The organism is Streptomyces sp. NBC_00028, assembly GCF_045041065.1.
Taxonomy (GTDB): Bacteria; Actinomycetota; Actinomycetes; order Streptomycetales; family Streptomycetaceae; genus Streptomyces.
In genome coordinates, this window is the sequence record NZ_CP108293.1 from 320,205 (window position 1) to 333,004 (window position 12,800).

A 12,800-nucleotide genomic window follows, 5' to 3' on the forward strand; every position below is an offset into this window, starting at 1 on the left:
ACCGGACGCGGGGCCGGGATCAGGCGCGCATGCCGTTCAGCATCACGCCGAGGTAGCGCCGGACGGACTCGAGTCGGTCGGCCAAGGTGTCAGAGTGGACTTGGGCGGCGTAGGCGATCCCGCACATCAGCGGCCGTGGGTCCTCCCAGCTGACCACGCCGCGCACGGTCCCGGCGGCGTGGGCGCGGTCGAGCAGGCGGCCCACTTGGGCGTCCATCGCGGCGGCGCGTTCCGTGGTGCGGGGCAGGACGTGGGCCGGTGCGGAGCGCACCGCGGTGATCGAGGGGTCGGACAGTTGCGCTTCCAGCGTGGCGTCCAGGAAGTCGGCCAGGGCCGCCAGGGATCGGGCTCGTCCAGTGCCTGTTCGGCGCGGGCCGCCAGTGCCTCCAGTCCGGAGGCGGCCACGGTCGCCATCAGGGCTTCCGGTGTCGGGAAGTGCCGGTAGACGGTCGCCACCCCCACTCCGACGCCATCCCGCAGCACACCATCGACGTCTATGTCGACGCGCTGCGCGACCCGGCGGCCCGGCACGCCAGCTTCGAGATATACCTCCAACTCGGTGAAACCGCCGAGCAGTTCCAGCGCTGGCACAAGGAAGGACCACTGACCATCCCGGTGCTCGCGATCGGCGGCGAATACAGCACCGGCACCGCCCCGGCAGACGAGATGCGCAAGGTCGCCACCGACGTCACCGGAGTCGTCCTCCCCGGCTCCGGCCACTTCCTCGCCGAAGAAGTACCCGTGCCCCTGACGAAGGCCCTGCTGGACTTCCTGCTCTGACCCCCAGCACAGCAGCCGCCCCCGGCAACACCACAGCAGGTGGTGACCCGGCCGCATGGGCCACGGTCACTACCCGCAGCCGCCGTCCTCCACCACCCAGGCAAGGACGGACGGTCTTCTCTCTGCTTCGCGTCCTGCGCTCTGAAGGCACCACGCGATGACACAACCGACCGCCCACCCCCACCCGGCCACCCATCAAGGACCTGCCCCAACTACTGGACGCCACCCCCAGCGAAGCCACCTGGGCGCCGCATGCTGATACTCAGCCTCGCGGTGATGGTCGTCGGCGCGCTCATCAGCGCGGTCACTAGCGATCTGCTCACGATGATCGCCAGCCGCGCTCTCCAGGGCTTCGCCATGGGCGCCCTGCCGCTGGGCATCGGCCTGATGCGCGACACCCTGCCCCGCGAGAGGCTGGGGTCGGCCATCGCCGTCATGAGCTCCTCGCTCGGCGTGGGCGGCGGGCTCGTCCTGCCCGCCGCGGCACTGGTCGCCCAGCACACCGACTGGCACACCCTCTTCTACGGCGCCGCAGGCGTCGGCACCCTCTCCATCCTGCTCACCCTCGTCGCCGTACCGGAATCCCCGATACGCGCCGAAGGCACCTTCGACACCGTGGGCGCCCTCGGCCCATCCGCGGGCCTCGTCCTCTTCCTGCTACCGCTCACCAAGGGCGGCGACTGAGGCTGGACTTCCGCCACCACGCTCGGCCTCTTCACCGCGGCTGCGGCCGTATTCACCCTCTGGGCCCTCCTGCAACTGCACCTCAAAGCGCCCCTGGTCGATCTGTGCACCACGGTCCGCTCCACCGTGCTGTTCACCCACCTCGACCGGTTACGGCCTCGGCCTGATGAGCGCCCCCTGCGCGGTCCCGCTCGCCGAGACAGGCGCGGCCAGCGGCCTCAACACGTTGATGCGCTACATCGGCATGTCTCTGGCGAGCGCCGTCGTCGGCAGTGTGCTAGGCGGTGCGCAAGCCGTTCAGGGTGGGGAGGGCTACGCCGCCCACGTAGGTCGCGGGGTCGGCGATTCCTCATCACCACGGCGCGGTCACCCTGGATCTGATCCTCGCCCTGTTCCTCCCAGGCCGACCCACCGCGGCCGAACCCCGTACACCCACGGCCGACAAGGAAGGCACAGCCTGTTCGCTGTGCTCTCCGGGACGGCCATGGGACTTGTCTTCGGGCTCACCACTGCCTCAGAGCAACTGCGGCAGCGCCGGCTCAAGCGTCTGGGGGATGGGACGGAACCTGAGAGGGTCGCGAGGTCGCCCCGGACCCGGTGGCAGCGAGCCGGCAGGCACATCCGATCAACTGACCACCCGTCAAAGAAGCACGCACTACACCTTCCGGGCCAGCCCGGCGGCAATGAGGTGCTCCCAGACCGTGAGTTCCCGCCTCTGCCCGATGTCCATGGCGCCATCGGTCTCATCGGGACGCCACAGGGACGCGGGAACGATCCCCGGGTCGAGGATCTCCAGACCGTCCAGCAGGGAGGCGATCTCCGCGTCGGTCCGCCACCGGCCACGGCCGAACGTCTGCTGCAGCACCGCCTCGGCCTCCGTGGTCTCGGGGTTGTCACCCGAGCGGAAATGACTGATGAAGAAGTAGCTCCCCGACGCAACATGATCGCGCCAATAGCGGACGATGCCGGCCGGGTCCTCGTCATCGTTGACGTGATGGAGGATGGCGCTGAAGATCACAGCGACCGGACGATCGAAGTCGATGAGCTCGACGGTATCGGGGTGCGTACGAACGGCCTCGGGGTTGCGCACATCGACCGCGACGACACGGGTCCCCTCGTTGTCCTCCAGCAGCGCGCGGCCATGCACCAGGACCTGGGGATCGATGTCGACGTAGACCACCCGGGAGTCAGGAGCGTGCCGTTGCGCGACCTGGTGGACGTTGTCCGCGGTCGGCAGGCCACTGCCCAGGTCCACGAACTGCCGGATGCCGGTCGTCCGCGCGATCTCCCTCACCGCACGGGTCAGAGCCGAGCGGTTGGCAAAGGCGATGGCCACCGATCCGGGCAGGTCCCGTTTGAACACGTCCCCGATCTCCCGGTCCACGGCGTAGTTGTCCTTGCCGCCGAGCAGATAGTCGTAGACACGGGCGATGCTGGGCTTGGCCGGGTCGATGGAGGAGCCTTTGTACGTCATGGCCGCCATTCTGCCCAACAACTTCGCCCGCCCACCCCCGAATTGAGCGCCTCTGGCCGGCCAAGGAGCCCGACGGCCGGGCCGCCAAGCTAGGACGGAACCGGGCCCTGGCAAAGATCTCCTAGACCAGCAGCAGCACCTTGATCACCCAGAGAGCTGCCGGAATGCCGAAGGCAACGCCCCAGATACCGGCGACAATGAACGCGGCCAGGGCGATTCCCAGCCAGGCCACGCGGGTCGACGCGAGCACACGTGAGGGGTCCTCGGGGTCGTATCGGATCTCGTCCCGGCGTCCTCGCAGCGCGGGGCGCGCCGTGACTTCCTCGCCGTCGAGCGTGCGGAAGTGGACGATGTGACTGATGCCCTCGCTGGCGTGGTCGAATTCAAACCTCGCCCGCACGGTAACGCCTCGCCGCCATATCACCCACCGCGTATCCAACTCGGCCATACCTAGCCACATGCGCAGCAACGCGATGCTCAACGGCAACAACAGCCAGGCGAAGAACCCCAGCAAGCGGTCCACCGGAAGCCCCACGGCCAGCGGAAGCCCCAGGACCACGTACAAGAGAGCACGCCGCCATCGCGGGCTGCCATGCCGTAGCTGATCACACAGGCCAGCCAGCACACGCAAGGGCCACACCCGCACCGACTGCCGCTGCACCGGCAGTCGGACACCCGACGAGCCCGTGTCACCGATGATCGCTTCGATCTCGGCACCAAGTGCGGCGACCACCACTGCGTTGCGATACCGAACCCTCATCGCCCTGTCGACCTGCGCGTCCTCGAAGAGGACCACCTCCAGCGACTTCCCCGCGACCTCGACTCGGCGGATCTGCGACCCCGGAACAGTGACGGTCCTACGTCCCCGCCTCCAGTGCAGCACACCTCGCTCCACCCACACCCGGGTACGGCCGTACGCAAGGACAACTCCTGTTGCAGAGCCCCTGATCGATTCCCCCACGGCAGCAGAGCCTAGACGCCCGAGAAGGCAGATGCGCCCGCCGAAGCGGGCAGCACTCCGCATCGCTGTAACCCCGACCGTTAAAGATCTCTATGGTCCGAGTTCGGCGAGCTGACGATTGCGAGCTCCTTGGCCCGTCTCCCGGTTCGTCCCTGCACCTGGACCCCGTTGACGCCTGCATCGACGCCGCCGAGGAAGCGTCCACGCTGAGGCGTCACTACGGAGAGAACTACAGCCCTCTGGGCATGTGGTCGAGCCAGTTCCCTGTGCACATTTCGGCCGGCGGTCGTGTCATCGCCGTGGGGCCGCACTGGCTCTGGCCGCTGGGCGCAACCTTCATGGACGCATTGGCCTACGTGGTGGACGGCGATGGCGGCGTCAATCGTGAGGAACGGGCAGACTGGCTCGACAACTGCCGGTACGACAGGTGAGACCACCTTGCCGGGCGGCCTGCTAGAGGCCGCCCGTCCATTCATGGCGGGGCAGCGTTCAGGGGCCGGGTCAGGGCGTGTGGTTCAGGACGTTGCCGTTGACGCAGTGGTTGACCGTGTCGCCGTTCCAGGCGCCTCCGACTGGGACGACGGCGAGCTCCTGGAAGCAGACGGATGCCGCGCTGAAGTTCCAGTTGTTGGCGGCGTTGACGCCGGGGCCGAAGTTGCTGTCGCCGTCATCGGCGTTGGCGGGAGCGGCGAGGGCGAGAGTGGCCACGGTGAGCGCGGCCAGCGCGATGATCTTCTTCATGCCCGGGCAACGACCGCATGGGAGTCCGGGCACGGCATGTGCCCCTCATGGAGCAACTCGAGATCGGCCGGACCGGCTGCGGTCCGGCCGATCTCGTAAATCGCGACCGTCCACTCGACGACCGTCAAGCCGGATTGACCTACGACGAGCTCTATGAGCGCTACGTGGAGTCGGACGACGTCGTCGTGACTCCGGCGCCGCGCATCGTGGCGTACGTGGAAGCCCTTGTTGCTCGATATCCGGACGACGTCGACAGCGGTGTTGTTTGGGCGTCGCCACCGGTCGTCGAGGAGGCGTCGGGCCCGATCGTGTACCTGCTCATGTCCTATGGCAAGGCGGAGGAAGTGTCCGAGTACGCCGCTGCGTTGGCTCGCAAGCACGGGCTCGTCTGCTTCGATCCGCAAGGAGAATGCCTGCGGCCCTGATCCAGGTCTCCTCTTAGCTGCGGGGCCGCTGACCTGCCCCTGTGCCCTCCGGCACGAGTGGGCTGACCCAACCGAACGTCGACGGCGCAGGGGGCTGAATGCTGGCAGAGTCGTGACATGTGACACCCGGGGCGCCTTGCGCGGCACTGAATGCAGCCCGGCGCGGCAACGCCGGGCATGTGGAGGAGCCCCGTGGCTCCTCCACAACGGCGGCCTCGCCCCGGTCGGTTGGTCGGCGCACGATCCCGCGCCGCGTCCGCCAACCTCGCGGCTCAGCCGAGCGTGCGCTCCAGCCGTTCCGCCACCAGCTTGACGAACCGGGCGGGCTCCTTGGGCTGTCCGCCTTCCGCGAGGACGGCGAGTCCGTGCAGCAGTTGGGCCGTCTCGGCGAGCTCCGCCCGGTCCTCCTGCTCCGCGTAGGCCTGCCGCAAGCCACGCACCAGCGCGTGACCGGGGTTGAGTTCGAGAATCCGCTTGGTGACCGGCACTTCCTGGCCCATCGCCCGGTACATGTTCTCCAGCGCCGGGGTGAGGTCATGAGAGTCGGAGACGACGCACGCCGGTGAGACGGTCAGGCGGGTCGACAGCCGGACGTCCTTGACCTCCTCCCCCAACTGCTCCTTCATCCACTCCAGCAGGCCGGCAAAGCTCTCGTCCTGCTCCTCCCGTGCGCCGTCCTCCTGCTCGCCGCCCTGGACGTCGAGGTCGATCTCGCCCTTGGCCACGGAGCGCAGTTGCTTGCCCTCGAACTCGCTCACGGCGTCGACCCACACCTCGTCGACGGGGTCGGTCAGGAGCAGGACCTCGATTCCTCGGGCCTTGAACACCTCCATGTGCGGGGAGTTCTCGATGCTCTGCCGGGACTCGCCGGTCAGGTAGTAGATGTGCTCCTGACCGTCCTTCATCCGCTCCACATACTGCTGGAGCGTCGTCGGCTCGTCCCCCTCATGGGTGCTGACGAAGGACGCGACCGCGAGGATGGCGTCGCGGTTGTCCGGGTCGCCGAGCAGTCCCTCCTTCAGCACGGCGCCGAACTCACGCCACAACGTGGCGTACTTCTCGGGGTCGTTGGCCTTCATCTCCTTGACCGACGACAGGACCTTCTTGGTCAGCCGTCGCTGGATCATCCTGATGTGGCGGTCCTGCTGGAGGATTTCCCGGGAGACGTTGAGCGACAGGTCCTGCGCGTCGACGACGCCCTTGACGAAGCGGAGGTACGGCGGCAGCAGCGCCTCGCAGTCGTCCATGATCAGCACGCGTCGGACGTAGAGCTGGAGACCGCGTCGGAAGTCCCGCGTGAACAGGTCTTGCGGGGCGTGGGCCGGGAGGAACAGCAGCGACTGGTACTCGAAGGTGCCCTCGGCCTGGAACCGGATCGTCTCCAGAGGGTCGCGCCAGTCGTGGCTGACGTGCTTGTAGAGCTCGTGGTACTCGTCCGCCGAGACCTCCTCGCGCGAGCGTGCCCACAGGGCCTTGCGCGAGTTCAGCGTCTCCGGCTCGGCCGTCTCCTCTCCGTCGCCGGCCTGGGGCACGAGGCGGATCGGCCAGGTGATGAAGTCCGAGTACCGCTTGACGATCTCCCTGATCTTCCAGGTGGAGGTGTAGTCGTGCAGCTGGTTCTCGGGGTCGGCGGGCTTGAGATGGAGTGTCACCGACGTGCCCTGCGGCGCCTCCTCGACCTTCTCCAGCGAGTAGGTGCCCTCGCCACGGGACGACCAGCGTGTGCCGCTGCTCTCGCCGAGGCGCCGGGTGATCAGGGTCATCTCGTCGGCCACCATGAATCCGGCGTAGAACCCGATGCCGAACCGGCCGATCAGCCCCTCCGCGCCGGACTCGTCCTGAGCCTCCTCCAGTTCCTTGAGAAGGGCGGCCGTGCCGGAGTTGGCGATGGTGCCGATCAACGTGCCGACCTCGTCGTACGACATCCCGATGCCGTTGTCCCGCACGGTGAGCGTACGGGCCTCCGGGTCCACATCGATCTGGATGTGCAGGTCGGCAAGGTCCGCGCCGAGGCTGTCGTCACGCAGAGCTGCCAGGCGCAGCTTGTCGAGCGCGTCCGAGGCGTTGGAGACGAGCTCCCGCAGGAAGACGTCCTTGTTCGAGTAGACCGAGTGGATCATCAGCTGGAGCAGCTGACGGGCCTCTACCTGAAACTCAAACGTTTCGGTGGACATGGTTCGCGTGTCCCTCACAGGTTCCTGAGTCGCGGAAAACGAGCGACAGTTACTTTAAAACACCACGTCAGGATGTTTCATGTGAACTGACAGCTCGTCACGCCTCAGTCCCGGCGGGCCGTGACGTCGCCGTTGACCGTGGTCAGGGTCATCAGGCGGTTTCGGTCGGCGTCCTGAGCGTGGGCATCGTTGGTGGTGCGTCCGTTGTCGGTGGTCATGGTGACGCGGTAGGCCGGGGCATCGCGGGCGACGGTGACGTCGACGGAGCCGTTGACGGTCCTCGCGGTCACGCCCGCGGGCGCGGTAGAGCACTGCATCACCACGTCGCCGTTGACGGTGCTCGCATGCAGCCGGCCGGCCTCGAGGGCTGTCGCGCGCACCGATCCGTTGCGGGTGGACAGCCGCAACGGGGCGTGCTCCTGTCCGGAGTGGGTCACCGTCACGTCGCCGTTGACGGTGGTGACGTCCAGCGCGGCGGCGACGTCCACCGCGTCGACGCCGGCGTTGCGGGCGGTGACGGTGACCTGCGCGCCGTCGGGGATCTTGACGTACGGCATGCGTGGACAGCCGTGGTCGTCGTGGTCGGCGCAGTCCAGATCCAGGGTCCAGCGGTCGCCGTGGTGGGACCAGTGGCCGTCGATCCGGTCGTCCACGGTGATGTGGTCGCCGTCGGCCGGGCGCAGCCGCAGTCCGTTGTCGGTGCTGATCAGCACTTCGTCCCCGGACGCCGCCGCACGCAGTGCGTTGTCGGCTCGGGAGGCGTCGGTGCCGCCGTCGTCGCAGGAGCCCGCGAACGGCAGCGCCAGCAGCAGCAACAACGTGGGCGGCATTCGGTGCCGTAGGAGCGTCGCCTTCATGCCCGTACGGTTGCCCCGCATCGACGCGGCCATGGCGGCGTGCGCGGTGTCGGCTGGAGGGGCCTTCGAGGGGGTTCAGTCCGGTTGTCGCCGCATCAGGTGGACGGCCTGGCTGGTGAGACGGGGGTGACGTCGAGTGCCTTGGCCAGCAGGGCGCGCGAGTGTGCCCTGGCTTCGGGGGCCGCGATGATGTCCTGGACCATCACTTCCTCGACGCCGGTGGCCTTGGCCATCTGTTCGAGCTGATCGCGGACGGTGGAGGGGCTGCCGGCGATCTGGCGTGGCCAGTGGCCGTCGGTGATGACGGTGGGCGCGTCCTTCTCAGCTTGGGTGAGTTCTCGCGCGGCCTCGTCGACGGTGGGCACTTGCGCCGCGGTGCCGGTGCGTGCCAGGCGCGCCATCAGGGCCGTTCTGGACCAGTTCAGCCGTTGTGCCTCGGCGTCGGTGTCGGCGACCACGGCGCTGACGGACAGGATCCCGCGGTTGCCGGTCGGCTCGTCGCTGGCGGACTGGGTGTAGGCGCCGTGGCGGAGCAGTGCCCGGGCGGCTCCGCCAGGGTTGATGAAGCCCGCGAAGGCGTACCCGAGACCGAGTTCCGCGGCCATCAGGGCGCTGGTGCCGGAGGAGCCGAGGATCCACACCTCGGGTCGGGTGGGGATGCCCGCGGTCGGGTTCAGGCGCGCGAAGGCGTGGTCGGCAGGGAAGCGGCGGTCGAAGTGCGCGAGTATTTCTTGGACTTGGAGTTCGAAGTCGTCGGCGGGCGGGGTGTCGCGGTCGCGGCGCAGAGCGAGGTCGGACACGGGGCCGGTCGTGGCCCGGCCGAGGCCGAGGTCGATGCGGCCCGGGGCGAGGGCTTCGAGCTGGAGGAAGGTCTCGGCGACCTTGTAGGGGCTGTAGTGGTTGAGCAGCACCGCGCCGGATCCCACCCGGATGCGTGAGGTGGTGTGGGCCGCCAGGGCGATGAGGATCTCCGGCGCCGAAGACGCGGCGCTGGCGGCGTCGTGGTGTTCGGCGTACCAGATGCGGTGGTAGCCGAGGTCCTCCGCTTGGCGGGCGGCGTTGACTGCGTCCTGGAGCGCCTGCGGCTTGTCACCGCCGGGGGCTACGGTGGCCAGTTCGACGAGGGAGAGCTTCATGGTCGGTCTGTCCTTGCTGCTTCAGGTGTCCAGCGGTGTGTGGGTGCCGAAGGAACGCTGGTGGTAGGTGAGGGGGTTCGGGTTTCCGGGTGCGCGTTCGGCGGCGACGGCATGGGCGAGCAGGACGGTGTGGTCTCCGCCGGGGACGTATGTGTCGACCTCGGCGGCGAGCCATGCCGCCGAGCCGGGCAGACGGGGCAGGTCCTCGCTGGGTGTCCAGGGGATTCCCTGGAACTTGTCCCGGCCTGTGCGCGCGAACGCGGTGGCGAGGTCGATCTGGTGGCGGCCCAGGACATTGAGACCGAAGCGGCGGGTGCGACGGATGATCGCCAGCAGCCGCGACTGGTTGTCCAGCGACACCAGGATCATCGGGGGCGTCAGCGACAGGGAGGCGAAGGCGCTGACCGTGGTGCCGTGCGGGCGTGTGCCGTCCAGGGCGGTGACCACGGCGACCGGGGAGGCGACGGTGGCCATGGCGTCACGCAGCGCCTGTTGGGCGGAGGCGTCGGCTATCGGGGTGGCGGTCATCGTTGGGGTGATTCCGTGACGCGCGGGTCGAGCCCGTACTGGTCCCGGGCTCCGAGGTGGTCGCGCAGGGTGGGGCCTTCGTAGTCGAGGTGGAACAGGCCGCGTTCCTGCAGCAGCGGGACGACCTGGTCGACGAAGGCGTCGACGCCGTCGTGGTAGCCGTCGATGGCCAGCGAGAATCCGTCACAGGCCCCGGCCTCGAACCACTGCTGCATGTGGTCGGCCACGTCGGTGGCGGTGCCGGCCACGACCGGGTGGTAGTCGATGACACCGTGTGCGATCACATCGCGCAGGCTCCATCCTTCCCGGACCACCTGAAGGGCGTGTGCGGAGCGCGGGTCGTGTGGGCTCGGGACGGCGTCGGCCAACTGCCGGGCGCTCAGGGGCTCGTCGATCTGGTCGTAGGCGAGCGGCAGGCCGATCATCGCGCCGAGGTAGCGCACTCGCTGGCGCAGGTCGACCGACTCGTCCAGGAAACGGCGCCGTTCAAGGGCGGCGGCACGGGAGGAGGCGATCGTCGGCATGAAACCGGCGAACATCTTCACCTCGTCCGGGTCGCGTCCGGCGCGTTTCGCGGCATCGCGCAGGGCGTTCCGCTGGGCCTGGCCGTCTTCGATGGTGTGCGGGTTGGCGTAGACGCCGTTGGCGTAACGGCCCGCCAGTTCCAGGCCGTAACCGCCGCCGCCCGCCTGGAAGATGACCGGCTGGCCCTGCTCGGACGGCGGGATGGGCAGCGGCCCGCGGGCGGCGACGTGGCGGCCCTGGATGTCGACCGGCTGGATCTTGTCCATGTCGGCGAACCGTTTGCCGTCGACGTCCCGGACCCAGCCCTCCTGCTCCCAGCTCCCCCACAGCGCCTGGACTGTGTGGATGACCTCGTGTGCCCGCTCGTATTTCTGTGCGCGCGGCGGGACGGGGCGGCCGAAGTTCGCGGCGGCCGCGGGGTCAGAGGTGGTGACCGCGTTCCAGCCGGTCCGGCCATGGCTGATGACGTCGAGGGCCTTGAACTGGCGGGCGAGGGTGTAGGGCTCGTTGAAGGTGGTGGAGGCGGTGGCGACCAGGCCGATCCGCTCGGTCTCGCGGGCGATGGCGGTCATCACCAGCAGCGGGTCGATGGGGTGGTGCGGAGCCTGGTGTGCCAGGTCCACGTCCAGGACCGGGGTGTCCGCGAAGAACAGCAGCTGGATCTTGCCGCGCTCGGCCGCTCGCGCGTACCGCACGAACTGGTCCATGTCCGTGTAACTGGACAGGTTCGCCCCCGGCAGGCGCCACGCGCCGGGTTCGGCGCCGTAGCCGCTGGTGAACTGCATGCACAGGAGCATCTGTTGGCTGGTCATGATCGCTCTTTCAAGGGAGACGAAGGGCGGCGGAGCGTGCGCCGCGCGGCCGGCCGCGCCCGGTCCCCGCGCGAGGAGCGGCAACAGGTGCCTCTCTCACGCGGGGAGGTGTGGCGACCGGCGGGCGGCGGGTTTCGTCACCGGTGAGCGGCGCGGTTCATCTCGACGACGTCCTCCAGGGTGGGGTTCTCCGGGAGGACGGCGGCGCGGCGCTCCATCAGGCTGTCGCGGATGGCCGCGTCCTTGACCCGGTCCGCGGCGGCGAGGGCGGCCGGCAGCTCGTCCAGCGTCAACTCGGTGCAGTAGGCGGGGCCGTTCGGCTGCTGGCGCCAGGATTCGGCCAGCGCTCCGGCGTCGTACGGATCGAAGCCCGTGTCGTCCACCAGGCGCATGGCGATCCGCTTGGGCTCCTCAAAATCTCCGGCGACCGGGATGGCGATGCGGCCGGGGGTGCCCGCCGGGACACCCTTGGTGCGCTGGGTCTCGGCCAGGGCCGCGTTCCATGCCTTGATCACGGGACGACCCAGCAGCTCGGCGGTGTACTGACTCTCCACCATGCCGTTGTCCACAGCCTCGATCGGATCGGTGAGGAGACCCGGGTAGTAGTTGGCGGTGTCGATGACGACCGTCTCGGCGGGTACGGAGGCGAACAGGCCGGCCAGCTGCCCCGCGACGCCGAAGGGGATCGCCAGGACGATGGCCTCCTTGTCCTTGACGGAGTCCTCCAGGGCCACGGCGCGGGCACCGTTCTCCAGCACCTCGGCCAAGACGGCCTCCGAGCCGCGGGCGTCCGCGATCTCGACGTCGTGTCCGGCGCCGCTGAGCTTGTGGGCGAGGTTGCCGCCGATGGCACCTGCACCGATAACAGCTATTTTCATGATTTGTCCCTTCGAAGGTTGCGTGGCGCCGGGGAGACGGCACGCCGGAATGACCGCGCGGCGGCAGCCGCCGGATGGCACGGGGAATGCGCGATGAGGAACGCGCGATGGGGAATGGGGAATGTCGTCTGGCCGCCGCGGGGTCTGCGGCCGGGGGAAATGCGTGCCCGAGGGCCTACATCTGGTCGCCCCGCTCGCGGTAGCCGCTGGCGATGAGCGCGCGCAGCCGGTTGAGGGCTTCCTCGTCGGTTGCGCCGGTGCCCTTGATCCAGGCGACGGAACAGGCCGCGAGGAACAGGTCGTACCCCTGCACCGACTCCCGTACGGTGCCCGTGCGTTGTGCCGCGCGGACGTATTCGTCGGTGGCGGTGGTGAGGATGTCACAGGGGACGGTCAGCGGATTGCCGGGATCGAGCGCCCTGGCCGCGGCCATGAGCGGCTCCGGCAGTCCACTGAACGCGCTGAAGTACTCCTCCAGCGCGCGCAGCCACTGCTCCAGCGCCTTGTCGGCGTCACCGAGGCGGGCGATCTCCTCCTGACGCGCGACCAGTTCTTCGGAGCGCGTCTGCAGTACGGCCGCCAGCAGCGCTTCTCGGGTGGGGAAGTGCCGGTAGAGGGTGCCGGGCCCGACGCCCGCCTCCTTGGCCACCGCCTCCAGGGACGTACCGACGCCGTACCTCAGGAAGTGTCGCTGCGCCGCTTCCAGGAGGGCGGCACGGTTGCGCTGGACATCCGCACGGGGCTTGCGCCCCTGCTGTCCACTGGCGCCCATGTTCCCTCCTGGTTCCGCGATCCTGTAGCTCCAATAAAACGGAGGCTACCTCC

The 12,800-nt window shown here is 68.8% G+C and carries 15 protein-coding genes; 4 read left to right on the forward strand and 11 right to left on the reverse strand.

The features are described 5' to 3' along the window. Positions 1-19: 19 nt before the first annotated feature. Positions 20-547 carry a hypothetical protein gene (locus tag OG885_RS01530; protein WP_405742537.1) on the reverse strand — a complete coding sequence of 176 codons (528 nt, stop codon included), beginning with the start codon at positions 545-547 and terminating at the stop codon, positions 20-22. Between OG885_RS01530 and OG885_RS01535 the strand changes: the two genes are divergently transcribed. Both OG885_RS01535 and OG885_RS01540 read left to right on the forward strand, forming a co-directional pair. Beyond that, positions 436-780, forward strand: coding sequence for an alpha/beta fold hydrolase (locus OG885_RS01535; protein WP_405743193.1), 345 nt, complete (start codon positions 436-438; stop codon positions 778-780). The genes OG885_RS01530 and OG885_RS01535 overlap by 112 nt on opposite strands. Before the next feature lie 252 nt (positions 781-1,032). Next, positions 1,033-1,464, forward strand: coding sequence for an MFS transporter (locus OG885_RS01540; protein WP_405724686.1), 432 nt, complete (start codon positions 1,033-1,035; stop codon positions 1,462-1,464). A gap of 655 nt (positions 1,465-2,119) precedes the next feature. On the opposite strand, the gene OG885_RS01545 is transcribed toward OG885_RS01540, so the two are convergent. Together OG885_RS01545 and OG885_RS01550 are read right to left on the reverse strand one after the other, a co-directional pair. Beyond that, positions 2,120-2,947 (reverse strand): SAM-dependent methyltransferase, encoded by an 828-nt coding sequence (locus OG885_RS01545; RefSeq protein ID WP_405724688.1) that lies wholly within the window; start codon positions 2,945-2,947, stop codon positions 2,120-2,122. Between the two features lie 112 nt (positions 2,948-3,059). Beyond that, positions 3,060-3,734 (reverse strand): hypothetical protein, encoded by a 675-nt coding sequence (locus tag OG885_RS01550; RefSeq protein WP_405724690.1) that lies wholly within the window; start codon positions 3,732-3,734, stop codon positions 3,060-3,062. 410 nt (positions 3,735-4,144) lie between these two features. On the opposite strand from OG885_RS01550, the gene OG885_RS01555 reads away from it, so the two are divergent. Next, complete coding sequence (locus OG885_RS01555) at positions 4,145-4,330, forward strand: hypothetical protein (RefSeq protein WP_405724692.1); 186 nt, start codon at positions 4,145-4,147, stop codon at positions 4,328-4,330. 70 nt (positions 4,331-4,400) lie between these two features. On the opposite strand, the gene OG885_RS01560 is transcribed toward OG885_RS01555, so the two are convergent. Next, entirely contained in the window at positions 4,401-4,640 is a 240-nt protein-coding gene (locus OG885_RS01560) for a hypothetical protein (protein ID WP_405724695.1), read from the reverse strand. A gap of 47 nt (positions 4,641-4,687) precedes the next feature. On the opposite strand from OG885_RS01560, the gene OG885_RS01565 reads away from it, so the two are divergent. Next, positions 4,688-5,065 (forward strand): hypothetical protein, encoded by a 378-nt coding sequence (locus OG885_RS01565; protein WP_405724698.1) that lies wholly within the window; start codon positions 4,688-4,690, stop codon positions 5,063-5,065. A gap of 272 nt (positions 5,066-5,337) precedes the next feature. Here the strand turns inward: OG885_RS01565 and htpG are convergent, their stop codons facing one another. The 7 genes from htpG to OG885_RS01600 all read right to left on the reverse strand — a co-directional run bounded on the left by htpG (position 5,338) and on the right by OG885_RS01600 (position 12,747). Beyond that, positions 5,338-7,239: a molecular chaperone HtpG gene (gene htpG, locus OG885_RS01570; protein WP_405724701.1), complete on the reverse strand. Its 1,902-nt coding sequence runs from the start codon at positions 7,237-7,239 to the stop codon at positions 5,338-5,340. Between the two features lie 104 nt (positions 7,240-7,343). Further along, a complete protein-coding gene (locus OG885_RS01575) occupies positions 7,344-8,096 on the reverse strand; it encodes a DUF4097 family beta strand repeat-containing protein (protein WP_405724704.1) in 753 nt (250 codons plus the stop codon). Positions 8,097-8,191: 95 nt separating this feature from the next. Continuing rightward, positions 8,192-9,232 carry an MsnO8 family LLM class oxidoreductase gene (locus tag OG885_RS01580; protein ID WP_405724707.1) on the reverse strand — a complete coding sequence of 347 codons (1,041 nt, stop codon included), beginning with the start codon at positions 9,230-9,232 and terminating at the stop codon, positions 8,192-8,194. Between the two features lie 21 nt (positions 9,233-9,253). Continuing rightward, positions 9,254-9,760 carry a flavin reductase family protein gene (locus tag OG885_RS01585; protein ID WP_405724710.1) on the reverse strand — a complete coding sequence of 169 codons (507 nt, stop codon included), beginning with the start codon at positions 9,758-9,760 and terminating at the stop codon, positions 9,254-9,256. After that, entirely contained in the window at positions 9,757-11,097 is a 1,341-nt protein-coding gene (locus OG885_RS01590; RefSeq protein WP_405724713.1) for an NtaA/DmoA family FMN-dependent monooxygenase, read from the reverse strand. Before OG885_RS01590 ends, OG885_RS01585 begins: the two co-directional genes overlap by 4 nt. A gap of 137 nt (positions 11,098-11,234) precedes the next feature. Continuing rightward, entirely contained in the window at positions 11,235-11,975 is a 741-nt protein-coding gene (locus tag OG885_RS01595) for an NADPH-dependent F420 reductase (protein WP_405724716.1), read from the reverse strand. 175 nt (positions 11,976-12,150) lie between these two features. Next, a complete protein-coding gene (locus tag OG885_RS01600) occupies positions 12,151-12,747 on the reverse strand; it encodes a TetR/AcrR family transcriptional regulator (RefSeq protein ID WP_405724719.1) in 597 nt (198 codons plus the stop codon). Positions 12,748-12,800: the final 53 nt, after the last annotated feature.

Excerpts from the sequence above, each read along its gene's own strand:
- OG885_RS01540 (WP_405724686.1), top strand. The coding sequence starts at position 1,033 with ATGCTGATACTCAGCCTCGCGGTGATGGTCGTCGGCGCGCTCATCAGC.
- OG885_RS01545 (WP_405724688.1), bottom strand. The coding sequence starts at position 2,947 with ATGGCGGCCATGACGTACAAAGGCTCCTCCATCGACCCGGCCAAGCCC.
- OG885_RS01555 (WP_405724692.1), top strand. The coding sequence starts at position 4,145 with ATGTGGTCGAGCCAGTTCCCTGTGCACATTTCGGCCGGCGGTCGTGTC.
- OG885_RS01560 (WP_405724695.1), bottom strand. The coding sequence starts at position 4,640 with ATGAAGAAGATCATCGCGCTGGCCGCGCTCACCGTGGCCACTCTCGCC.
- OG885_RS01565 (WP_405724698.1), top strand. The coding sequence starts at position 4,688 with ATGGAGCAACTCGAGATCGGCCGGACCGGCTGCGGTCCGGCCGATCTC.
- htpG (WP_405724701.1), bottom strand. The coding sequence starts at position 7,239 with ATGTCCACCGAAACGTTTGAGTTTCAGGTAGAGGCCCGTCAGCTGCTC.
- OG885_RS01575 (WP_405724704.1), bottom strand. The coding sequence starts at position 8,096 with ATGAAGGCGACGCTCCTACGGCACCGAATGCCGCCCACGTTGTTGCTG.
- OG885_RS01580 (WP_405724707.1), bottom strand. The coding sequence starts at position 9,232 with ATGAAGCTCTCCCTCGTCGAACTGGCCACCGTAGCCCCCGGCGGTGAC.
- OG885_RS01585 (WP_405724710.1), bottom strand. The coding sequence starts at position 9,760 with ATGACCGCCACCCCGATAGCCGACGCCTCCGCCCAACAGGCGCTGCGT.
- OG885_RS01590 (WP_405724713.1), bottom strand. The coding sequence starts at position 11,097 with ATGACCAGCCAACAGATGCTCCTGTGCATGCAGTTCACCAGCGGCTAC.
- OG885_RS01595 (WP_405724716.1), bottom strand. The coding sequence starts at position 11,975 with ATGAAAATAGCTGTTATCGGTGCAGGTGCCATCGGCGGCAACCTCGCC.
- OG885_RS01600 (WP_405724719.1), bottom strand. The coding sequence starts at position 12,747 with ATGGGCGCCAGTGGACAGCAGGGGCGCAAGCCCCGTGCGGATGTCCAG.